At 69.9% G+C, this 22,219-nt stretch carries 14 protein-coding genes; 8 read left to right on the forward strand and 6 right to left on the reverse strand.

All coding sequences use genetic code 11. The features are described from left to right. Positions 1 to 284 precede the first annotated feature (284 nt). The 3 genes from ACWD6P_RS02750 to ACWD6P_RS02760 form a co-directional block, all read right to left on the reverse strand. A complete protein-coding gene (locus ACWD6P_RS02750; protein WP_451442171.1) occupies positions 285 to 1,478 on the reverse strand; it encodes a macrolide family glycosyltransferase in 1,194 nt (397 codons plus the stop codon). A 178-nt stretch (positions 1,479 to 1,656) separates the two neighbouring features. After that, on the reverse strand, positions 1,657 to 3,171 hold the full coding sequence (locus ACWD6P_RS02755; RefSeq protein WP_451442172.1) for an MFS transporter: 1,515 nt from the start codon (positions 3,169 to 3,171) through the stop codon (positions 1,657 to 1,659). A gap of 85 nt (positions 3,172 to 3,256) precedes the next feature. Continuing rightward, on the reverse strand, positions 3,257 to 10,705 hold the full coding sequence (locus tag ACWD6P_RS02760) for an SDR family NAD(P)-dependent oxidoreductase (protein WP_451442173.1): 7,449 nt from the start codon (positions 10,703 to 10,705) through the stop codon (positions 3,257 to 3,259). A gap of 193 nt (positions 10,706 to 10,898) precedes the next feature. Here ACWD6P_RS02760 and ACWD6P_RS02765 point away from each other — a divergent pair, with 193 nt between their 5' ends. Further along, on the forward strand, positions 10,899 to 11,642 hold the full coding sequence (locus tag ACWD6P_RS02765; RefSeq protein WP_451442174.1) for a thioesterase II family protein: 744 nt from the start codon (positions 10,899 to 10,901) through the stop codon (positions 11,640 to 11,642). Positions 11,643 to 11,721: 79 nt separating this feature from the next. Here ACWD6P_RS02765 and ACWD6P_RS02770 read toward each other — a convergent pair whose 3' ends face one another. Beyond that, the gene (locus ACWD6P_RS02770; protein WP_451442175.1) at positions 11,722 to 12,897 is read right to left on the reverse strand and encodes an alanine racemase; all 1,176 of its coding nucleotides are present in this window, start codon (positions 12,895 to 12,897) and stop codon (positions 11,722 to 11,724) included. A gap of 168 nt (positions 12,898 to 13,065) precedes the next feature. On the opposite strand from ACWD6P_RS02770, the gene ACWD6P_RS02775 reads away from it, so the two are divergent. After that, on the forward strand, positions 13,066 to 13,653 hold the full coding sequence (locus tag ACWD6P_RS02775) for a cupin domain-containing protein (RefSeq protein WP_451442176.1): 588 nt from the start codon (positions 13,066 to 13,068) through the stop codon (positions 13,651 to 13,653). Positions 13,654 to 14,008: 355 nt separating this feature from the next. After that, positions 14,009 to 14,506 carry a DUF488 domain-containing protein gene (locus tag ACWD6P_RS02780; protein WP_451442177.1) on the forward strand — a complete coding sequence of 166 codons (498 nt, stop codon included), beginning with the start codon at positions 14,009 to 14,011 and terminating at the stop codon, positions 14,504 to 14,506. A gap of 321 nt (positions 14,507 to 14,827) precedes the next feature. Here ACWD6P_RS02780 and ACWD6P_RS02785 read toward each other — a convergent pair whose 3' ends face one another. Further along, the gene (locus ACWD6P_RS02785) at positions 14,828 to 15,460 is read right to left on the reverse strand and encodes a TetR/AcrR family transcriptional regulator C-terminal ligand-binding domain-containing protein (protein ID WP_451442178.1); all 633 of its coding nucleotides are present in this window, start codon (positions 15,458 to 15,460) and stop codon (positions 14,828 to 14,830) included. A gap of 120 nt (positions 15,461 to 15,580) precedes the next feature. Here ACWD6P_RS02785 and ACWD6P_RS02790 point away from each other — a divergent pair, with 120 nt between their 5' ends. From ACWD6P_RS02790 to ACWD6P_RS02810, 5 genes are all read left to right on the forward strand, one after another. Continuing rightward, entirely contained in the window at positions 15,581 to 16,591 is a 1,011-nt protein-coding gene (locus tag ACWD6P_RS02790) for a zinc-binding dehydrogenase (protein ID WP_451442179.1), read from the forward strand. Positions 16,592 to 16,902: 311 nt separating this feature from the next. Continuing rightward, positions 16,903 to 17,847 carry an alpha/beta hydrolase gene (locus ACWD6P_RS02795; protein WP_451442180.1) on the forward strand — a complete coding sequence of 315 codons (945 nt, stop codon included), beginning with the start codon at positions 16,903 to 16,905 and terminating at the stop codon, positions 17,845 to 17,847. 245 nt (positions 17,848 to 18,092) lie between these two features. Beyond that, the gene (locus tag ACWD6P_RS02800; RefSeq protein ID WP_451442181.1) at positions 18,093 to 18,938 is read left to right on the forward strand and encodes a calcium-binding protein; all 846 of its coding nucleotides are present in this window, start codon (positions 18,093 to 18,095) and stop codon (positions 18,936 to 18,938) included. A gap of 175 nt (positions 18,939 to 19,113) precedes the next feature. After that, positions 19,114 to 19,530: a hypothetical protein gene (locus ACWD6P_RS02805; protein ID WP_451442267.1), complete on the forward strand. Its 417-nt coding sequence runs from the start codon at positions 19,114 to 19,116 to the stop codon at positions 19,528 to 19,530. A gap of 169 nt (positions 19,531 to 19,699) precedes the next feature. Then, complete coding sequence (locus ACWD6P_RS02810) at positions 19,700 to 21,343, forward strand: purine-cytosine permease family protein (RefSeq protein ID WP_451442182.1); 1,644 nt, start codon at positions 19,700 to 19,702, stop codon at positions 21,341 to 21,343. 344 nt (positions 21,344 to 21,687) lie between these two features. Here ACWD6P_RS02810 and ACWD6P_RS02815 read toward each other — a convergent pair whose 3' ends face one another. Further along, on the reverse strand, positions 21,688 to 22,179 hold the full coding sequence (locus ACWD6P_RS02815) for a peptidylprolyl isomerase (RefSeq protein ID WP_451442183.1): 492 nt from the start codon (positions 22,177 to 22,179) through the stop codon (positions 21,688 to 21,690). Positions 22,180 to 22,219: the final 40 nt, after the last annotated feature.

Consider the following 22,219-nt stretch of genomic DNA (forward strand, 5'->3'; position numbering starts at 1 on the left):
CCGGTGTTCCCGGTGTGGCGGCGACAGCGGAAACCTACCTGAACGTCGGTTCTGGATGATGCCGAACCAGGAATTAACTCCCAGGTCAGGCCGCCTAGTTGAGTTCATATGGCGTTCACAAGTGCGGCCTGATGATCGCGTGCGGCCTGGTGATCGCGAATGAGCTCGTTGCGAAGCTGTGCGGGCCGAACCCTCGGGGGGCGGGGAAGGCGCGCCATTGCCCGGCTGCCGTTCCTCGCCGCCTCCTTGGTCGGCCGGCCCCGCGTGGCGCCTGCCCGGCGCTATCAGCCCACTCGCTCCTCTGCCAGCTGCTCCTCGATCAGATCCACGGCCCGACGGATGCCGCCCTCGGTGCGCACCTCGGCCCACAGCCATGCCGAGCGCGCGGCGACCTGTGGATCGCCGATGAGTTCCATCAGGGCCGTACGCAGCGCCGCCGCCGTGACGTCCGCGGAGTCGATCCGACGGGCGACACCCAGTTCGACGAGCCGGTCGGCGTAGAGGCACTGCTCGGCCCCGTGCGGTACCGCGATCATCGGCACACCGGCGTACAGGCCCTCACCGCTGCTGCCCATACCGGTGTGTGTCACCCATGCGTCCACCTGCTCAAGGATCGCCGACGGCGGCACCCACGGCAGCACTTCGAAGTGGGGAGGAATCCGTTCCCCCAGCCCGTCCGGATCGCTGCCGCTGTCGATCTGCAGCACCACATGCCAGCCCGGAAGGTCCGCGAAGGCCGCCACACACTGCTGGTAGATCTCCCGCTGCCTGGGGTAGGCCGAGCCGCCCAGCGACACCAGCAGCACCTTCTCCGCATCGGTCGGCCGCTTCCAGCCGCCCTGCTTCTCACCGGTGCTGCAGCACGGGCCGACGAACGTCACCGCCTTGCTGTCGACCCGGTCCGCATGCGGTTGCAGGGCGCGCGGGATCAAGGCCAGCACCCGCCGCGGCCGAGCTGTGAACTCTTCCACGTTCGTGGTCACCGCACCGCACCGGTCCAGCCAGGCTGCGAAGCGCGCACGGTGGGCGGCGCCTCCGGGTAGCCCGGCAAACGCCGCATCCATCTCCTCCTCGGCACCGTCCCAGGCCACATGCGTCGGTGACAGCTGGACGTGGCCGCGGCCCTGCGCCTCGGCCAGCGCGCGGCCCGCGTATGCGCCGATGTCGTAGAGGTAGAGGTCGGCGGGGGCGTCGTCGTACGCGGCGCGCAGCTGCGGCAGTACGGCCATCGCCTCATCGAGGAAGAGGGATGCGGTGGCGATGGGATCCTGCGGCCAGTCGCCGGCGGCGGTCGGCAGAGTGGAGGTCAAGCGGACCAGCTCCGCACCGGTGTCGGTAATCAGCTCGGCGATGTGGTCGGCGTTGGCGTACGTCACGCGATGGCCGCGGGCCACCAACTCGCGGATGATCTCCAGGCTGGGCAGCACATGGCTCGCCATAGGCGTGCCGATCATGGCGATATGGGCTGGAAGGGGCATATCGAAACTTCCTTCAAGAGAGGTCTACGGCAGGCAAACGCTGAGGGGCGCCACCGGGCAACGCGGCAGTGCGCAACAAGGCAACGCGGCGCACAGCGCCCGGGACACTGGGAAGGCACGTACTCGGCAGTGACCGACCGGTGACCGACCGGGCCTCCGGCCAACTCCTCGGCGAGTACTACCGGGACCCCTGGAGGAGCCAGTAGGCGGCCCCTGCTGTGGCTGCCAGGGTGACGGCGCCCGCTGTCGTCGCGGTGATCGCCGTGGCGTCGATGAAGGACTGGCGGGCGGCCGTGAGCAGTTCGAGCCGGGCGCCGACGGGGACGCGGGCGAATGTCGCGGCGTTGGGTGATGAACTCCTGGTGAGCATGCGGAGGGTGTCGGGCGGGAGGTCGGCGCGGGCCGTGAGCGTGTGCAGGCGGGAGGTGTAGAAGGTGGTGAGGACGGAGCCCTGGACGGCGACCCCGAGGGTGGAGCCGACCTGGCGGGTGGCGTCGTTGATCGCGGAGCCGAGGCCCGCCTGGCGCGGCGGTACGGCGCCCATGACGGATTCGGTGCCTGCCGCGGCCACCAGGCCCGCGCCGAATCCGGCGATGAGCTGGAAGACGGCGAGTCGGGCATAGCCGGAGTCGGTGCCGGTGCCGGCCAGAACGGCGAAGGCCACGGTCACCAGGGCCAGACCGAGGGCGATGGTGAGCACCGCGTCACGGCGGGCGAGCAGGGGGAGCGCTGTCAGCGCTCCGAAGCCCAGCGCTGCCGGCAGCGGCAAGGTGTGCAGTCCCGCTTGCCACGGGGTGAAGCCGAGCACGCCCTGCAGGTAGAGCGTCATGACGAACAAGGCGCCGAACAGCGCGAAGGACATCAGCGCAAGCGCCGCTGCGCCCGCGCTGATGCGGCGGTCCCGGAGCAGCGGCAGCGGCAGCATGGGTGCCCGGCAGCGTGCCTGCCAGCCGAGGAAGGCGGCGAGCAGCAGGAGTGCGGCGGTGAACGCGGCCAGTGCGGGCGGGCTGGCCCAGCCGCGGGTGGGCGCCTCGATGATGCCCCAGACCAGCGTGAGCAGGCCGAGGGAGGAGAGTGCGGCGCCGATCAGGTCGATGCGGTCCGGGTTCGGGGCCCGGGATTCCGGTACCAGGTAGACCGCAAGGATGATGGCGGCGGCTGTGACGGGGAGGTTGATCCAGAACCCTGCGCGCCAGGAGAAGTGTTCGACGAGCCATCCGCCGAGCACCGGCCCGGTCAGACCGCCGGCGCTGCCCACGGCGGCCCAGATGGCGATGGCCCGTCTGCGCAGGGCCGGTTCGGGATACAGGTGGGTGATGACCGACAGGGTGGCGGGCATGATCAACGCGGCGCCCGCACCCATCCCGCCCCGGGCGGCGACCACCTGTCCCGGGGCGGTGGCGGTCGCGCCCAGGACGGATGTCGCCCCGCACACCGCCAGTCCCAGGACGAAGGCCCGGCGTCGGCCGATGCGGTCCGTGACCGCTCCGGCCGCCAGTACGGTGCCGCCCAGGACGAGGGCGTACCCGTCGACGATCCACTGCACCTGTGCCATCGGGGGCGACAGGTCCTCTTGAAGGTCGGGGATGGCGACGTTGAGGACGGTCAGGTCCAGGCCGAGCACGAACAGGCCCAGGCAGAGTACGGCGGTGGCGGCGGCGCGGTGGGGTGAGGCGGCCGACGGGGCGTTCATGGCGTACGGAGGCGGCAGGGGAGGCCGGCCGTGTCACGGGCACGGGTGCGAAGACGTGCGGTGACGGCGCGGCGTCGCCGGCCGTTCACACCGTCTCCATGGCGGTGGAGAGGAGGCGCATGATGCGTTGGGCGAGGTCGTTGATGCTGTCGGCGTTGATGACTTCCATGGCCGGGACCTCGCAGTTGAGTTCGCTTTGGAGGGCGACGACGAGTTCGGTGGCCATGAGCGAGTCCAGCCCGAGGCGGTCCAGGCGGGTGCTGCGGTTCAGACGGTCGGCGGGGATGTGGGTGACGCGGCCGATGAGGCGGGTGAGCAGGTCCGCGATGGCTGTGGCCCGGTCTTCTTCGGTGCAGGCCGCGAGGGTCCGCCAGAGCCCTCCCTCCTTTTCGGAGCTCTCGTCAACGGGGGGCCGGAGCAGCTCGAACCGAGGGGCGCGCAGGGAGGGCAGGAGGCTGGTGAGCCGTACCCAGTCGAAGTACCCCACCGTGGCGACGGTGGTGTCCTGAGCCAGGAGGTCTTCGAGCGCTGCCATGGCCTCCCGCGGGGCGATGGGGTCAAGGCCCATTCTCTGCAAGGTGGTCGAGATCGCCTCGTCGGCGGCCGCGCCGACCTCGCCGATCAGACCCCAGCCCACGGACAGACCGTGACATCCAGCGGCCCGGCGGGAGCGGATGACGCCTTCCATGGTCAGGTTGCCGGCGCCGTAGGCGGCCTGGGCGCGGTTGCCCACTAGCGCTGCGATCGAGGAGTAGACGACGAAGAAGTCGAGGTTCAGCTGCCGGGTCATGGAGTCGAGGAGGGCCGTGCCGCGCACCTTGGGGGCCAACGTGGCGCGGATGTGGTGGTCTTGGAGGTCGGTGAGCAGGTGGTCTTCGATCGCCATCGCGGAGTGGACGATGCCGCGCAGGGGGTGTCCGGTCGCAGTGATGTCCGCGAAGACGTTGCCGAGAGCGCCGGGGGAGGTGACGCTGGCCGCGTAGGCCGTGGCGGTCACTCCTCGCGCCGCCAGCCGGTCGAGGAGGGCAGCTGCCTCGGGTGAGGCGTTGCCGCGGCGGCTGAGCAGCGCGAGGTGGCGGGCCCCGCGGTCGGCCAGCCACTCGGCGGTGGTGGCGCCCAGTCCGCTGAGACCGCCGGTGACCAGGTACGTTGCGGTGGGGTCGCAGGTCAGGGCCGGGTGGCTGACGGTGATGTCCGGCGGGTCCTCCAGGGAGATCACGACTTTGCCGACGTGCCGGGAGTGCTGCATGACGGCAAAGGCATCTGCGACATGGGCCGCGGGGAACACCTGGTGCAACACGGGCCGCAGGACGCCGTCCCGGGTACGCCCCGTGATCTCGGCGAAATGCGTGGCAGACAGGTCCGGTTGCCTGCTGAGCATTTGGTGGGCGTCGACGGCGTGGAACGTGAGGTTGTTGCGGAACGGGTGGAGGGGGAGCCGGCCACCGGTGTGGATGTCACGCTTGCCCAGCTCCACGCAGCGCCCGCCGGGACGGAGGATGTCGAGGTTGCGGGCGATGGCCTCGCCCGCGAGGGAGTTGAGGATGACGTCGACGCCCTGGCCGCCGGTCAGCTCCCGTACCTGGTCGGCGAAGGCGAGCGTCCGTGAGTTGAGGACGTGTGCGGCTCCCAGGAGCTGAAGCAGGGCACGTTTGGCGGGGGTGCCGGCCGTGGCGATGACGTGGGCCCCGATGTGCCGCGCGTACTGGAGGGCAGCGAGTCCGACACCGCCCGCGGCCCCGTGGATCAGTACGGTTTCGCCGGGGGCGAGGCGCGCCAGGTGCTCCAGGCCGTGGTGCACGGTGAAGAACACCGCCGGCATCGTGGCGGCTTCGGTGAAGGAGAGGTGATCGGGGATCTTGCCGACCGCGCCCGCTGGGACGACCACGTGGGAGGCCATCGCGCCGGAAGCGAAGGCGAAGACCCGGTCTCCCGCCTTGAGTTCATCGGGCGGTGTGCCGGGGCCCGCCGCGGTGATGACACCGGCGCATTCGAGCCCGAGGCTGGTGTCGCCCGGGGCCGGGCTCTCCGCGCCGGGAGGCAGCTGGCCGGCGGCCATCATGACGTCGCGGTAGTTGAGGCCGGCCGCTCGAACCTCGATGACCACCTCGCCCGGGCCGGGCTCGGCAGGTCGGGCCGCAGGGACCCACCTGAGCTCGTACGTCCTTCCTGGGCGGCGCAGTTGAAGCTGGTAGTGGCTCTGGTGGGCAGCGCTGGTGATCGTCGGCATCGGTTGGTGGCGGGCCACGAAACGGCCGCCCGGGGTGAGGGCGATCTCGTCCTCCTCGGGGAGGCCGGTGAGGAGTTCGCGTGCCAGGCGGCGGGCATCGGCGGCCGGGTCCGCGGTAGGGGTGAGGGCCACGCGGCGTACGGCCAACTTGGTCAGTTCGTTGGCGAGCGTGCGTGCCGCGCCCCACGGCACCGCATCGTGCACCGCCATGGGAGCATCCGGTGACGGCAGCGCCCCCGAGGGCCGGGTGACGAGCCACAGGCGCGGGGCGCTCTGCTGCGGCAGCCGGGTGCACGCTCGTGCGAGGCCGCCCAGCATGGCCGTACGTGCGACGGCCTGCTCCAGGGTGGCCTCGTCACCGAGGAGGGGACGGGGGCCGGACCCGTCCGGGGAGTCGGAACGATCGCTGCACAGAAGGACGATGCCCGGCCGCGGATCGCTGGAGGACAGATGGGCCGACCACTGATCCGGGTCGGTGGTCGCGCACATCACGGCGACGGGTGCCTCGCTGGACTCCTTGAGGACCTCGACGAGTGCGTCGGACGCCGCTCCTCCTGGATCCTCGGCCACCACCAGCCAGGAGGTGGCCGCCTCATGGCTCGGTGCCTGTCCGTGCTCCGGGGCCGGGAGCGGCCGGTCGGCGCGGCGGGCCAGGAGAACCGAATAGTCCCCACGGGCTACGTCAGCCTCCGCCCCGATCTGAGCCACCTCGTCGAAACCGCAGCCGTTCAGGACAGCGGGCCACTGCCGCGCGTCGAGCAACGGGTGCCCGGGCCGCAGGTCGGCGTCGGATGAGGACCAGAAGCTGTCGAGCAGCCCGAAGCAGGGCACGAGGACGTCGGGGTTGTGGGTCTCGATGGCCAGCAGATGCCCGCCGTCGGCGAGCATCTCCGTGACACGGTGCAGGCTTTGGCGCAGATCGCTCGTGGCGTGCAGCACGTTCCCGGCGACGACCAGGTCGAAGGCTCCTGCGAGCATGCCCTGGGCGGCCGGTTCCCGGTCGATGTCGAGGGTGCTGAAGCGCACATGCGGATACTCGGCGAAACGGGAACGGGCCCTGGTGAGAAACGTTTCGGAGACGTCGGTGAAGGTGTAGCAGGTGCGCTCCGGCGGGAGGACCTTGAGGAGGGCGGCGGTCAGTCCGCCGGTGCCCGCTCCGATCTCCAGGACGCGCAGTGGGCGGTCGGCCGGCCAGCGTCGTGCGAGCTCGCCGATGAGCAGCGCGGCCGCGGCATTGTAGTGCCGCGCCACGGGGGTGGCGGTGTAGAGGTTCTCCAGCAGATGGTGCTCGTTGTCGCCGAAGAGCAGGTCCACGGCCTCCTGACGGCCCATCAGTACGTCCGGGAGGTGGGTGCCGCACTTGGTGTAGAGCATGGTTTCGGCGGCCGAGCCGGGCGTGCTGTGCAAGACGCGGGCCAAGGCATTCTGTGGATCGGCTGGCTGCTCCCGTGTCCATAGCCCGTTGTCGTGGTGAAGCAGCCCCAGGCGCTGCGCTTGGCCGAGCAGGGCGCCCAGCAGGCGCCGGTGGCGGGGCAGGACGCCGGCGGCGATGAGGTCTTCGACCGAGAAGCTCTGCCTGTCGGGAGCGATGATCTCGACGGCGCGCAGGGTGAAGTGTGCGCACATCAACTCGACCAGGCCGGCGAGACGCTCGTACAGAGGACCGTCCCACCGGCGGCGTCGGGCATCGTTGGCGGCGGCAACGGCCCGCGTCAACTCGTGAGGGCCCGGCGGGCGGTACCGGGCGACATCGGGGTCGGGCCCGGCGGGGGCCGCGCGCAGCACGGTCGTGAGCCGCTTGGCGGGGCCGGCGCCGGATGCGAAGCGCCGCAGCCTGCATGCGTCCACTTCGGCGATGACGTATCCCTCGTCATCGAGGAGCCGGATGTCCCAGCACACCTCGTTGTCCGAACTCTCCCTCTGCCGTACGTGCGCCCAGCCCTCGGCAGGGGGCTTCTTCCACACCCGGACCCTTTCGACGGCGGCGGGCAGCATGGCCGCCTGCTGGAACTCATGAGCCCACTCCGACGTGCCGAGCAGCGGGGCCCCTGCCTGGATCGCGGCGTCGAGAAGCGCGGGATGGATGCGATAGCCCTCGCAGGATCCGGCGAACGCGTAGCGCGCCATGACCTCCTGGTCCCCGACGTACAGGTCGGTGAGGACCTGGAAGGCCGGCCCGTACGCGATCCCGGCACGCGCCGCGGCTGCGTAGTGGTCATCTGCCGGCAGATGACCGGGCAGGGCCGCGAGGAGCGTGGCGGGGTCGAGCCGCTCCGGTTGACGGCCGAGCATCCGCCGGATGCGCCCGCGGGCGTGTTCGCGCCAGGGCCCGGCTCCATTACGGCTGGAGATCCGCAGGCCGCCATCCTCCGGGTCGACTCGGACCTGCAGTTTCACGTCCATGGCGGCGTCGTCGAACGGCAGCGCCAGTGCACGGTTGACGGCCATTGCCTCGACCTGCACGGGCGCCTGGTGCAGAGCGAAACCGGCAGCCAGACCGAGTTCGACGTAGGCGGCGGCAGGAACGATCGTCGACCCGCCCACACGGTGGTCGGCCAGCCAGCTCAGGGTGTCGGGGTCGAGGTCCGCCTGCCACAGAGGGTCCGGGTGCGAGGTGCTCCCGCCCAGGAGGGAGTGGACCGCGGGTCCCTCCCCGCAGTCCTGCCGAAACCATTCCGGCGAACCGTTCCAGTGACTCTCACGTTGCCAGGGATAGGCGGGCAGGTCCGTTGCACGCCCCGCCACCGGGAACCAGGCGCCCCAGTCGATGGTGGCGCCGGCCGCCATGAGATGGGTGGCAGCGGCGTCCACGGCATCGGCACCATCCTCGTCCCGGGCCATGGTGGGCACCACCGCGATCGTCTCCGAGGAGCAGGCCTTCGCGCTTCGGCGCAGATAGTGGGCCAGTACGGGATGCGGCCCGATCTCGACGAAAGCGTCGCAGCCCTGCTCGGCGAGCGCCTCAACGGCGTCGAAGAAGCGCACCGGCTCGCGGACGTTGCGCCACCAGTACTCGGCCGCCAGGTCGCTACCCGCGGCAAGCCGTCCGGTCACCGTAGACGCGAACGGAATCCGGGTCTCGCCCGGAGACAGGCCGGCCAGCCGCGTGCGGAGCGGCTCCTCGATGCCGTCCATCCAGCGACTGTGGAAGGCGTAGTCGAGGTCGAGCCTGCGGAAGAAGACCTGGCGGGCCGCGAGCACATCGGCGAGTCTCTTCAGACTGTCTTCGCTGCCCGCAACGGTGACGTCCTGGGGGCTGTTGACGGCGGCCAGCTCCAGGCTCCCGGAGAAGGCCGCCAGTTCCCGTTCGGCCTGCTCGGCCGACAGCCCGACGGCCGCCATCGCTCCCCTGCCGGCGGTCAGGGCCTGTGCCTGGCTGCGCACGGCGACGACCCGGGCGGCGGCGGCCAGGTCGAGGGCGCCCGCCGCGTAGGCGGCGGCGATCTCCCCCACACTGTGTCCCATAACCGCCGCTGGGTGCACCCCGCGCTCGGCCAACGCCGCGACGAGCCCCACCTGCACCGCGAACAGCAGCGGCTGGGCGACCTCGGTCAACGCCAGACGGCCCTCGTCCGGTGCGCTCAGCTCGTCGCGGACCGACCAGCCCACCAACGGTGTGAGCGCCTGGTCCGCGGTCTCCACGGCGTCCCTGAACGACGGCGACTCGGCGAGCAGCCGAGTCCCCATTCCCGCCCACTGCGCTCCATTGCCACTGAAGACGAAGGCGACTTCACCCCGTGGCAGCGCCTCGACCGGCCCCGTCTGCTTGACCTCGTCCTGCAGTTGGGTGGCCGCGGTGCCCGGATCGGGGGCGAGTACCACCGAACGGCAGGGATGGTGCCCACGGCGCCTGACGGTGGTGTAGGCGGTGTCGTAGAACCCCTCGGGGGCCACGCCCTCGAAATGCCTGGCCAATGCGGCGGCGGATTCTTCCAGTGCCTGAGGCGTCCGGGCCGAGACCATCACAGGAAGCGCGCCCCGGGGAACCTCCGGCCGGGGAACGGAGGCGGGTGCCGGTGCGAGAACCGCGTGCGCGTTGGCTCCGCCGAAGCCGAACGAGTTGATGCCCACCAGCCCTGTGCTGTGGGTCCCCACCGGTGTCACGGCCGAGACCGGAAGCAGATTGAGGGCGGGGAAGTCGATCGCAGGATTGGCCGGCTCACCGTGCAGGGAGGCAGGGATCTTGCGGTGCCGCAGGACGAGCAGGGCCTTGAGGAGCCCCGCCAGCCCCGAGGCGGGTTCGAGATGGCCGACGTTCGACTTGATGGAACCGATGGGCAGAGGCTGGCCCTGCGGACGGTGGTGCGCCAGCGCCTCCGCGATGGCCCGGCACTCCAACGGGTCGCCGACCGGGGTCCCGGTGCCGTGGGCTTCCAGATAGATGAGGTCGGCGGGGGCGAGTCCAGCGCCGGCGTAGACGTCCCTCAGCAGGGCGGCCTGAGCATCGGCGCTGGGAAGAGCCAGACCCGGGGTGCGCCCGTCGGTATTGGTGCCTGTCGCGGCGATGACCGCGTGGATCCGGTCTCCGTGCGCCTCGGCGTCCGCCAGCGTCTTGAGGACCAGGACCGCCCCGCCCTCGGCCCGTACGAACCCGTCGGCCTGCGCCGAGAACGAGCGGCAGCGTCCTGTGGGCGACAGCATTGCCGCCTTGGAGAAGCCGACGAATTCGTGGGGCCCCAGCAGTACGTTCACGCCGCAGGCCAGGGCGACCCCTCCGCGCGTGCGCAGCAGCTCGCAGGCGTGGTGCAGGGCGACCAGGCTGGAAGAGCAGGCGGTGTCGAGGGCGAGGCTGGGCCCTCGCAGGTCGAAGGCGTGCGAGATCCGGTTGGCGGTGTTCCCACTCGCGATGCCCGTCATGGTGTGCTGATCGACGGTGGCCAGCCGGCTCATCTGAAGCGTTGCGTAGGAGTGGTTCGACACTCCCACGAACACGCCCGCGTCAGAGCCCGCGAGGTCGCGGGGGCGCAGACCGGCGTCATCCACCGCCTCGGCGGTCATCTCCAGCAGCAGCCGGTGCTGAGGGTCCATGCGACCGGCCTCGCGCGGCGAAATACCGAAGTACTCGGCGTCGAAGGACGCGATGTCGTCCAGAAATCCCCCCGCTGCGGTATAGGTCTTTCCCGGACGCCGCGGATTGGCGTGAACGAACGAACCCGAGTCGAACCGCTGGGGCGGGACCTCCGTGACGACGTCCCTCCCCTGTACGAGAGCGGTCCACAGCGCATCCAGGTTGTCGAGGCCGCCAGGCAGGCGGAACCCCACCCCTGTAATCGCTACAAGAGTTTTCTGATTATCGGATCGCACGTAGACATCCCATTCCGCGATCGAATGTGCCGGACGATGCAGTGCATGCGCGCACGAAAGTACTACAACGACCCTCCGTGTGCCTTAATTACCGAAATCGCCTCGGCGGTGGATGGCATAGTCATACTGTATGACGAGGAGGCGAGAGGGAGATGCTCTCCGCTTATCCGCCGGAAGCGCATAGGGGAAGCCCGTGAAACGAATTGGCAGTGGTGTGCTGTACGACTTCACCCCGCCACGCACTTACGGTGACACAGCGATCCTGCTGATGCCCGCCCTCGGTGGAAACGCCGTTGATTATGCGACGTGGGTGCGACACCTCGGTGGCGGTTTCCGTGTCCTGGCGGCTCAATACCCTGGCCGCGGGGCACGCGATGACGTACCGCCTGCTCCCAGCGTCGCAAGCCTCGCTGCTGAACTGGCGGACCAGGTACGGCGTTACATCACCGAACCTCTGGTCATCTTCGGTCACAGCATGGGCGCGCTGATCGGCTACGAGACCGCCTGGCGCCTTCAGGAGATTTCCCAGCCTGCGCTCGGCCTCTACTCCTCGGCTGCACTGTCGCCCATCGAATACTCAGAAATCCGCCTGGGCACCGATGAAAAGTCGGCGGCAGACATCGAGAACCTCGCCGGTCAACTCGGGATCCCCCTGCCGAACGCAGAGCCGATGCGGCAGAAAATGCTCCGCGCACTGAGGCACGACCTCTCGCTGGTCGACACCTATCAACACGGCAGCGAGGCTCGCCCATTGACGTGCCCCGTCACTGTCATCACTGCCCTGAATGATGAAGTGATCCCGCCGTCTTCAGCCGAAAAATGGGCACACGCCGCGTGCTGCCCCATCGTTCGCCACAACATTCTGGGTGGGCATGGATACATTTCGCAGGCGGTCACTCCGATCGCTCAAATCCTGCGTGCAGTAGTGCACAGCTAGGCAATCGGGCGTAAGCGCCCTTGGAGCACGTAACACGTAACACGTAACACGTCCGCGTCCGCCGGTGCGCGCACGGTGGTTACGGGTGGAACTGCGGGTGCCACACGTCGAGCATGTCTCCGCTGTCGTCGGTGACGGCGATGTCGGGCCAGCGGTCGAAGGCTGAGCAGGGGTGGGAGATGCCGAGGTCGACGGTGTCGCCCACGTCCAGGCCCGGTGCGTCGGTGAGGACCAGGTGGTGGTCGTAGATCTGGGCCGCGGTGGCCTGTGCCGTGGGACGCGGGGCGCCCGTTGCCGTGTGTGCGGCGAGGAGGACGGGCAGGCCGGCGTCGTAGGGGAGTTCGCGCTTTCCGGCGCCGACGACGACGGTGCCGGGCTCGGGGGTGGACAGTACGGCGGCGCGGACGGTGAGGGCCGGGCGGAGTCCGGGCAGGGGTGAGACCTGGGCGTAGGTGCCGTGGTCGTGGGTGACGTAGCAGCCCGAGCGCAGCACCGGGATCAGGGGCTGGTCGGGGGCCCGGTGTGCGAGGTCGGCCACGGTCTCGGCGACGCGGTCGGGGAAGGCGGAGCCGCCCATGCTGAAGACGGGGCGCGGGTTCTGGTAGAGGGGGGCGAGGGAGGCGAAGGCGTCGGCCGTCGTGCGGCAGTGGGCGTCGACCGCGGCGAGCGTGGCGGCGTCCCGGCGGTTGGGCCGCACGCCCTCGTACCCGGCGACACCGGCCAGCCGCAGCCCGTCGCCCGTCTTCGCCACGGCCGCCCCCAGCTCGTATGCCGCCAAGGCGCCGCGCACTCCGGTACGGCCGCCCGGCACGCCGACGTCGACCAGCATCCGGAGGGGGTTGCCGGCGCCGCTGAAGGCCGCACGGGCGCGGTGGAGCCCGGTCTCGGAGTCGACGAGGCAGTAGAGCTCCAGATCGGGTGTGGCGTCGAGGTGTTGTCGCAGGAGCGCCAGGTCGGTGGGGTGTACGACCTGGTTGGCGATGAGAATCCGGCGCACTCCCCAGCCGAGCGCGATGCCGGCCTGACGGGCGGTGGCCACGGTCACGCCCCATGCCCCGGCGGTCAGCTGCCGTTCGACCACGGGGCGGGTCATCGTGGTCTTGATGTGGGGGCAGAGTTCGAGGCGGTGTGCGCGGCACCAGTCCGCCATGAGGTGCACGTTGTGTTCCAACGCGCCCAGATGGAGGCGGAGTTCGGGCAGTGTGCGAGCTTGGTGGTGGGCGGGGTGAGCGGGGTGAGCGGGAGCGGAGTCCATCTGTCCTCAAGGGGGTGTCGGCGGTACGTCCGTGTCGAGCGGACGCTCGCCTCGGCGTCTTCTGCGTCTTCTATAGACGACGGACAGTAGAGGATATGAGACGGACGGGCAAACGGTATAGTGGACGAGACGTCCTGTTTACTAGACGCGGGAGAGGGGCGAAGGTACGTGGCGAAAGACGGTGTCCAGGGCGCGGCATCCGACGCGGACGAGGGAATCGGCCGGCACCTGCGCCGCGAACGGCAGGCGCGGGGGCTGACGCTGGAGCAGCTCGCCGAGAAGACCGGGCTGTCCCGGAGCTACCTCAGCAACGTCGAGCGGGACGTGAACAGCCCGACGATCAACACGCTGCGCACCATCGTCAACGCCCTCGGCACCACCCTCAGCCGGCTGCTGCACGCCGTCGACCGCGAACAGCGCGTCCTGACCCGCCCCGACCAGCGCGTCGAGCTGACCCGGGCCGGTGTGGAGGGGGTCACCTACACCCTCCTCAACCCCGAGCACGGCGGCCGGCTGGAGATGATGATGCTGGAGGTGGCCCCGGGAGCCTCCTCCGGTGACCGGCCGCACAGCCACACCGGGGAGGAGGTCGGCGTCCTGCTCAGCGGCGAACTGGACTACTGGGTCGACGGCGTCCACTACCGCCTGGGCCCTGGCGACTGCGTCAGCTTCCCCTCCGCCACCCCGCACCGCTACAGCAACCCCGGCGACGTCCCGGCCGTCTGCGTCTGGGCCGAGACCCCGCCGAGTTTCTGACCCTTGACCCTCCCCGGTGCGATCGGTTCACGAGTAACGCATGCCGTCCCGGCGCCCCGGCATCCTGCCGACCAGGATGCCGGTGTGGCAGGCGATCGGCTGGTTGGCGAGCATGGGAGGGCAGGGGGTGACCGGCAAAGGCAGCCTCGGGCTGTGCGGGGGATGTGACAAGGGCGAAGGAGAGGCACAGGGCGAAGGAGCGCACAGGGCGAAGGAGGGCAGCACGTTCATGGCGCGGTTTCGACACCAGGGCCGGCCTGACGACGCCGCTGGCGGCGCGTCGGCGTACGCTACCGGGCCCGGCGCCGGCGTGCTCCTGTTGACCTTCGGCCACGGCACGGCCGGTGCCGCAGAGATGACGCACTTGTTGCAGGGTGCCGGGGTGCGCCGCCTGGTCGATGTGCGGCGGGCGCCCGGCAGTCGGCACAATCCCGACGCCGGACGCCACCTCATGGAGCGGTGGCTCCCGCAGGCCGGGATCGCCTACCGCTGGGAGCAGCGGCTCGGCGGACGACGGACGCCACGGCCGGACACGCCCGACACCGCACTGCGCAACCGGGCCTTCGCCGGGTACGCCGCACATATGCGCTCCCCGGAGTTCCTTGGTGCCATCGACGATCTGCTCGCCGACGCTGCCGCGGAGCGCACCGCGCTGATGTGCGCCGAATCCGTGTGGTGGCGCTGCCACCGCAAGATGGTCTCCGACTTCCTGGTCCTGGCCCGCCAGGCGAAGGTGCTGCACCTTATGCACGACGGCAGGCTGCATCCGCACCTGGTCAGCCCGGAGGCACGGCTGTGGCCCGAACGCCGGCTGCTCATCTACGACGCGGGCCAGCAGTTCCTTCCCGGCTGAGGCCGGCGCGCGGCGGGTTCCCCGGTGGAGCAACTTCGGGGAACGCGCGGCTGATGGGAACCCGCGGGCTGATGGGAAGGCCCCGAGCTGATGGGAAGGCCCCGAGCTGATGGGAAAGGGAGGCCGGCCCGGCGGTTCGGCGCGGGCTTATGGGAACGCGCGAGCTGATCGGAAAACGGCCGGGACCGGGATCAGGCAGCGCCGCGAAGCCGACCGCCGGAGGGCGGCCTTGCGGGCAGCAGTCGAGCGGGCGAGGCGCACAGGCCCGTGCCGGATGCAGGGCCTGGCATCCGGCTCACCTCATGATCGACAAGGCGCTGCCTATCGCTGACCTTGATCGCGAAGTCCGTGCGCCCCCTCTCCGTGCGCCCCCTCTCCGCGCGCCCCCTCCAGGACCAGGTCGACGAGGCGCGGGACCAGAGTCTCTTCCAGCGGCTCGCCGGTGAGCAGTACCCGCGCCAGCAGGGGGCCTGTGATGGCCTCGACCACCAGGTGAGGGTCGGCGTCCGCGGCCAGTTCTCCTCGGTCGATGCCGCGGCGCACCAGGGCCTCGGCACGCTCAAGGCGGGTGCTCCAGTAGGAGCGCCGCCCGTCTTCCAGGTCGTCCTCCCCGCGCAGGGTGCCGAGGTGGAGCAGCGCGCTGCCGGCCGGTGTCGCGAGGTATCGGGCCAGAGCCGTGAACAGCGCGGTGAGGTCCGCGCGCACGTCGCCCGTGTCGGGTGTTGGGAGGGCCTGGTCGGAGTGGGTGGCCAGCGCGTCGAAGACGAGGTTCTCGCGGGTCTTCCAGCGCCGGTAGACGGAGGTCTCGTGGACGCCGGTCGCGCGCGCGACGGCGCCGACGGTGGTCGCGGCCAGGCCCTGCGAGGTCAGCAGGTCGACGGTGGCGGCCAGGACGGCCTGGCGCATGCGTTCACCACGGCGCCTGAGCGGCGGCGCCTCCTTCTCGCTCGTCATGACACAAAACCCTATCGCAAGTGTTCTTGCGATAGGGGATCGGCGGACGTACGGTGTAACGCAAGACGACTTGCGATAGACCGCAGGTCAAGGTCACCGACCGGAACGAGAGACCCCGTCATGGAGCTCATGCGCGCCGCGCGGCTGCACATCCCCACGCGCACCCTGACGATCGAGGAGGTGCCCAGACCCGTCCCGGGACCCGGACAGGTCCTGGTCAAGGTCGAAGCCGCGGGGGTGTGCCTGTCCGACGTCCACCTGATCGACGGCACCCTCACCCCTTCGTACCTGCAGCGGGATGCCGTCACACTCGGGCACGAGGTCGCCGGCACGATCGCCGGGCTCGGACGGGATGTGACCGGTTGGTCGGCCGGGCAGCGGGTCGTGCTGCAGGCGGGGGACATCCGCGACGATCTGGTCCTGACCCGCGGGGTTGACTACGACGGGGGCTGGGCCGAGTACGCGCTGGCCAGTGTCGACACGCTGTTCAACCTGCCCGACGTGATCCCCTTCGAACAGGCGGCGATCATCCCCGACGCGGTCTCCACCCCCTGGGGAGCCATCACCGCCACTGCCGGGGTCCGGCCGGCGCAAGCCGTGGGCGTGTGGGGGATAGGCGGGCTCGGGGCCCACGCCGTCCAGCTGCTGCGCGCCGTCGGCGCCTACCCGATCATCGCCGTCGACCCCCTCCCGGCCGCCCGCCGACGTGCCGTGGAGTTCGGTGCCGACCTGGCCCTGGACCCGGCCGATCCCCAGCTGCGCGAGCAGGTCCTGGCGGCCACCGGCAGCCGGGCGCTGGAGGTCGCCTTCGACTTCGCCGGTGTCGCCGCCGTCCGGGAGCAGGCACTGACCGTTCTCGCGCCCAAGGGACGCCTCGTCCTGGTAGGGCTGACCGACAAACCTCTGAGCGTCACCGACGGCGCACTCTTCAGCTATCTGCAGCACCAGATCCTCGGCCACTACGGCTCCGCCGTGGACGCCGTCCCAGAGCTGGTCGCCCTGATGGAAGGCGGCCGGCTGGACTTCTCACGCTCCATCACCGACGTGCTGCCCCTCGCCGACGCCCCCAAGGCCGTCCAACGCCTGCACACCAAAGAAGGCGAGCCGATCCGGCTGATCCTGCGCCCCTGACCTCATCCGCCGCCCGGTCCGGCCGGCACAACCGCCACCGGCAGAGCAGCCGCAGCAGTGTCCCGAGAATGTCCGACAGTGTCCCGACAAGATCCGACGGCGGCCCCAGCCGCGCTGTGAACACCGCCCGCCACGCTGCCGCAAACCGTTCGCGGTCGATGCCCAAGAGCTCATCGATCCCGTCCTCTCAGCGGGCAGCCGCCGCGCCCGCGCCCGCTCCCGCTGCACCTCCCACCCCACCTGCACCTCCCACCCCACAGATCCGCCCTCCCATCCCCCCACAGCACTGTTCCTTCAGGAAGGGGCCATCCATGACTCTCGACCCCGCTCTCGCTGCTGTCCTCGACCAGGCCAACGCCGTCACCTCGACGCCCATCCGGACAACCGACCCCCAGGTGCTGCGTGAGGCGCAGCGGCAGCTGGCGGCCACGACGGCCCTCAGCCATCCGATCGACGTCGGCTCCGTGCAGGACACCGCGGTGCCCGGTCCCGCCGGGGACGTCCCCGTGCGGATCTACCGGCCCGCCGTCGGGGGGCCGGTCCCGACGGTGGTCTTCTTCCACGGCGGCGGCTGGATCACCGGCGATCTGGACACCCACGACCTCGTCACCCGCCGCCTGTGCCGCGACGCAGGCGCCGTCGTCGTCGCCGTCCACTACCGCCGGGCCCCCGAGCACCCCTTCCCCGCCCCCTACGAGGACTGCCTGGCCGCCACCCGCCACGTCGCCGACCACATCGAGCAGTACGGCGCTCAGCGCGACCGCCTCGCAGTCGCCGGGGACAGCGCGGGCGCCAACCTCGCCGCCGTGATCGCTCAGACCTTCCGCGACGAGAACCTCCCCCTCGCCGCCCAGCTACTCGCCTACCCGGCAACCGACTTCGACGGCGACTACCCGTCCCGCGCCGAGAACGCCACCGGCTACATGCTCACCGCCGAGAACATCGCCGACCTCCAGCATCTCTATGCCGGAGACGACCCCGTGCTCCGCAGGACCGCCCAAGTCTCCCCGCTGCGCGCCAAGAGCCTCGCAGGACTGGCACCCGCGATCGTCGCCACCGCCCAGTACGACCCGCTGCGCGACGAGGGCCTCGCCTACGCCCAGGCCCTTCGGAACGCCGATGTGGAGGTGTTCGTCCGCAACTACGACGGGCTGATCCACGGCTTCCTGAACATGTTCCCCCTCTCGCCCGAGGCCGACGCCGCCGTCGCCGAGCTGTACACCCAGCTCACCCGCCGGCTCAACACCACGGCCTGAGCCGTGGGAGGAGTCGGCAGGGTGACAAGCCCGCTTGCCAGCCAGTGATAGTGATCGGAAGTAGCCAAGCTCAAGGGCCCTGCGGCCGTTGCGGGTTGCCGTCCCTGCGGAGCCGTCCACGTCCCGGCCACTGCCTGGTCCGCCGTTGTTCATGACCGATGGCGCAACTCCGTTCTCGGCCCCCTGGTCTAACCCAGTGACCACCAGCACCCCGGCGCACTGACATCCCGAAGGGCCACTTCCGCATGCGCACCCACTCCACCCTCGCTGCCACCGCCACCCTTGCCCTCGCCCTCGGCGCAACCGCCCTCGCGGCGCCGGCCGCCCAGGCAGCCCCGAGGGCCACGGCCACCGTCGTCCACGAGGAAGGCGAGCTCTGGTACAAGGCCGCCCCGGGCCAGCAGAACAAGCTGACGGTCGACGAAGAGATCGAGCACCGCGGTGAGTTCGAGTCGTACTACGTCCTCACCTTCCGCGACCGGTACGACATCGCCATCGACGCGAGTGCGGCGAGCGCGGACGAGTGCACGTACCCCACGCGGGGCGACCGCACCGTCGTGCGCTGCGCGGTCGAGATCCCGCAGAACTCGGATGACTCGGACAGCTACGACATCGACCTCGGCGACAACGACGACACCGGCACGCTCGAACCGGACAGCAATGCGTGGGCCGGGGTCTACGGCGGCTCGGGCAACGACGTGCTCAAGGGATCCGCGTCCGCCATGCTCCACGGCGACGACGGCGACGACCGCCTCGACGGCGGCGGTGGCCCGTTCGGCTTCGGCTCCTTCGGCGGCCCGGGCAACGACACCCTCACCCACTGCGGGCAGGATTGCTCCGGCGGAACCGGGAACGACACCCTGACCGGTACCGGCGAGGAGAACAACCTGCACGGCGACGACGGCAACGACGTCCTGCACGGCAGTGGCGGCGCCGACGTCCTCTACGGCAGCAAGGGCAACGACAAGCTGTACGGCGAGGCGGGTAACGACACGCTGTGGGGCAACAGCGGCGACGACACCCTGTGGGGCGGCCCGGGCACCGACAAGCTCTCCGGCGGCCCCGGCCGCAACGAACTGCACCAGGACTGAGCTGCACCGGATGACCGCCCCCACGGTCGTCCGTCCCGCAGCTTGCACGGGTTCCCATGGAATGGCCCAGAGCCGTGGCCTACCGCTACAGTGCGATGCTTGTTCGATTCGGTAAGTGGCGTAGGGGGAGATCGTGAGCGTCCAACTGCGGGAAACCGCACAGGTTTTAGCGCAGATGCTCTGGCGGGAACACACCGTCTACCGCGAGCGGTCCGGGGGAGTGGTCATCCGGGGCGAGCATGTACAGCGCTGGATCAGTCTCGCGCCAGCTGGAGGCAGGGACGAGATCCTCGTCCGTGCGGGGCGCATCCTCGACGGTGGTACCACCGCGCCGGCGCGGTCAGAAGCTGTGGTGCCGCTCTCCACTGAAACCGTCCAGCTGGCGGCGACCTGCCGCCGTCTGCTCGCCGAAGCGGCCTCCGGCCCCACGCCAGCCGCATCCAGACCGGCGGCACCTCACCAAGCGACCAACTCCGCCGCGGGAAAGGGGAGAAGAGCGAGGAGGAGGGGCTTCGGCTACTGGGTGATAGTTGCCTGCGTGTTCGGGATTGCAGCCCTGTCGATATACGGGGCTTCGGTGTCTTCGTCGTAACGGCCTTGCGGCAGGAACGCTGCCCCCCCGCGCGGGGGCCGGCGGCGGCCGGGCATTCGGAAACAGCCGGTTCACCCGGGAAGTACGCCGCGGTAACACGCGCTTCCTAACGTCCGGCCGTGAGCGACGCAGCACGTCGCAGTTCCCCCGGCACCCCAGGAGGCGCGGCATGACCCAGGCTGATGCGAAACCGGCTGTCGCGGCGGAGCCCGCCCGCGGGCAGGCGGTATCGGAGACCCTGGAGGACTACACCCTCCGGTTCGCGCCGCGCAGTTACCGCCGCTGGACACCGATGGTGGTGGCGACCACCGCGCTGGGCGGCATCGCCTATATGGCCGACTTCTCCATAGGCGCGGGCATCGGCCTCACCCACGGCACCGGGAACGCGCTGGCCGCGATCCTCGTCGCGGCCGTGGTCATCTTCGTCACCGGTTTTCCGCTCGCCTACTACGGAGCGCGGTACAACATCGACCTGGACCTGATCACCCGCGGCTCCGGCTTCGGGTATTACGGCTCGGTGCTCACCAGCGTCATCTTCGCCAGTTTCACCTTCATCTTCTTCGCGCTGGAAGGCTCGATCATGGCGCAGGGGCTGAAGCTGGGCTTCGGGCTGCCGCTGTGGCTGGGCTATCTGGTCTCCACCTTCATGGTGATCCCGCTGGTCATCTACGGGATGAAGGCGCTCAGCAAGCTCCAGGTCTGGACGACCCCGGTCTGGCTGCTGCTAATGGCGGGCCCGCTGCTCTATCTGGTCGCCACCGACCCGGGAACGGTACAACGCTTCGTCTCGTATGCAGGCTCCGACGGCCGCAGCGGCGTCAACACCGCATCGGTGCTGCTGGGCGCGGGCGTCTGCCTGTCGCTGATCGCGCAGATCGGTGAGCAGATCGACTATCTGCGCTTTATGCCGCCCAAGACCGAGGCGAACAAGCGCAGTTGGTGGACCGCCGTGGTCATGGCCGGCCCCGGGTGGGTGGTGCTGGGCGCGCTGAAGCAGGCCATCGGGCTCTTCCTGGCCGTCTACGTCCTCGCGGAGGTGGGCCCGGCCGCGGCCACCGAGCCCATCCAGCAGTTCACCGGCGCCTTCGCCGCGATGCTGCCCTCGTGGCTGGTGGTGCCGCTGGCCGTGGTCCTCGTCGTGATCAGCCAGATCAAGATCAACGTGACGAACGCCTACTCCGGTTCGCTGGCATGGACCAACTCCTTCACCCGGGTCACCAAGCGCTACCCCGGCCGCATGGTCTTCGTCCTGGCCAACTTGGCGTTCGCCCTGGTCCTGATGGAGGCGGACATGTTCAGCTTCCTCAACGCCATCCTGGGCTTCTACTCCAACTGCGCCATCTCCTGGGTCGTCACCGTCGCCACCGACATCATCGTCAACAAGTACCTGCTGAAGCTGTCCCCGCACGCTCCCGAGTTCCGCCGAGGCATGCTCTATCCGGTCAACCCCGTAGGAGTGGTGGCCTTCGTCGCCGCCTCCGGGCTGTCGATCGCGATGTACTTCCATGTCCTGGGCGACTTCCTCCAGCCGTACTCACCGGTCGCGGCGGCCCTGATCGCCTTCGTCCTCACGCCGCTGATGGCGCTGGCCACCAAGGGCCGTTACTACCTGCGGCGCACCGATGACGGAATCGACGAACCGCTGCTGGACGCGGACGGCAACCCCAGCGCGACCATCTCCACCTGCCATGTCTGCCGGCAGGACTTCGAGCGCCCGGACCTGGCCGCCTGCCACACCCACGACGCGGTGGTCTGCTCGCTGTGCCTGAGCACCGACCGCGCCGGCGACCATGTGTTGCCCGCCGCCTACTAGGTGCGCGACTGGCGGGCCGACTGCCCCGCCGTCCGCAGCACCCACGCGCCGCCCCGCGCCGACGAAGCGTCGGCACGGGGCGCCGCACTGTCGTATGGATCAGTTGGATCAGTCGCCCGTGTTGGTGGACCAGATCGGGCGGCCCTCCGGGTTGTAGATGACGACGTTGTGGTCGTCCTGTACTACGAGGGTGGAGCCTCGGTTCTCCAGGCGGCCTTGTCATCGCGGTAAAGGACGAAGTTGCCGTCTTCCTGCAGCCGTAAGGCGGAGTCGCCGCGGCCGTTGGTAAGGGCCTGGTTGCGCTTGATGCTGGTACCGACAGGGAATTCGGCGTTCGCCACGCGTCAGGTGACGGTTCCGGATTCGGCGATGACGACGTCGTACGACAGCGCCCCGCTGCGGGAGCCGAGCGCCTCGATCCGCTTGACCAGGTCCTCACCCTCGGTGACCTCGCCGAACACGACGTGCTTGCCGTCGAGCCACGGTGTGGCCACGGTGGTGATGAAGAACTGAGAGCCGTTGGTGTTCGGCCCACGGTTCGCCATCGACAGCAGGAAGGGCCTGTCGTGCTTGAGGGAGAAGTTCTCGTCGGCGAACGTCGCCCCGAAGATGCTCTTGCCGCCGGTTCCGTTGCCGTGGGTGAAATCGCCACCCTGCAGCATGAATTCCGGGATCACCCGGTGGAAGCTCGACCCGGCATAGCCGTATCCGTTCTGGCCAGTGGCCAGTTCGCGGAAGTTCCTTGCCGTCTCAGGAACCACATCGTCGAAGAGACGGAAGACGATCCGTCCGGCGTCCTTGCCGTCGATCGTGATGTCAAAGTAGATATTTTGCATGCCGTCAGTCTGGCATTGCCGGAGAGCACTCAGGCGTAAG

Source organism: Streptomyces sp. NPDC002446 (genome assembly GCF_053595675.1).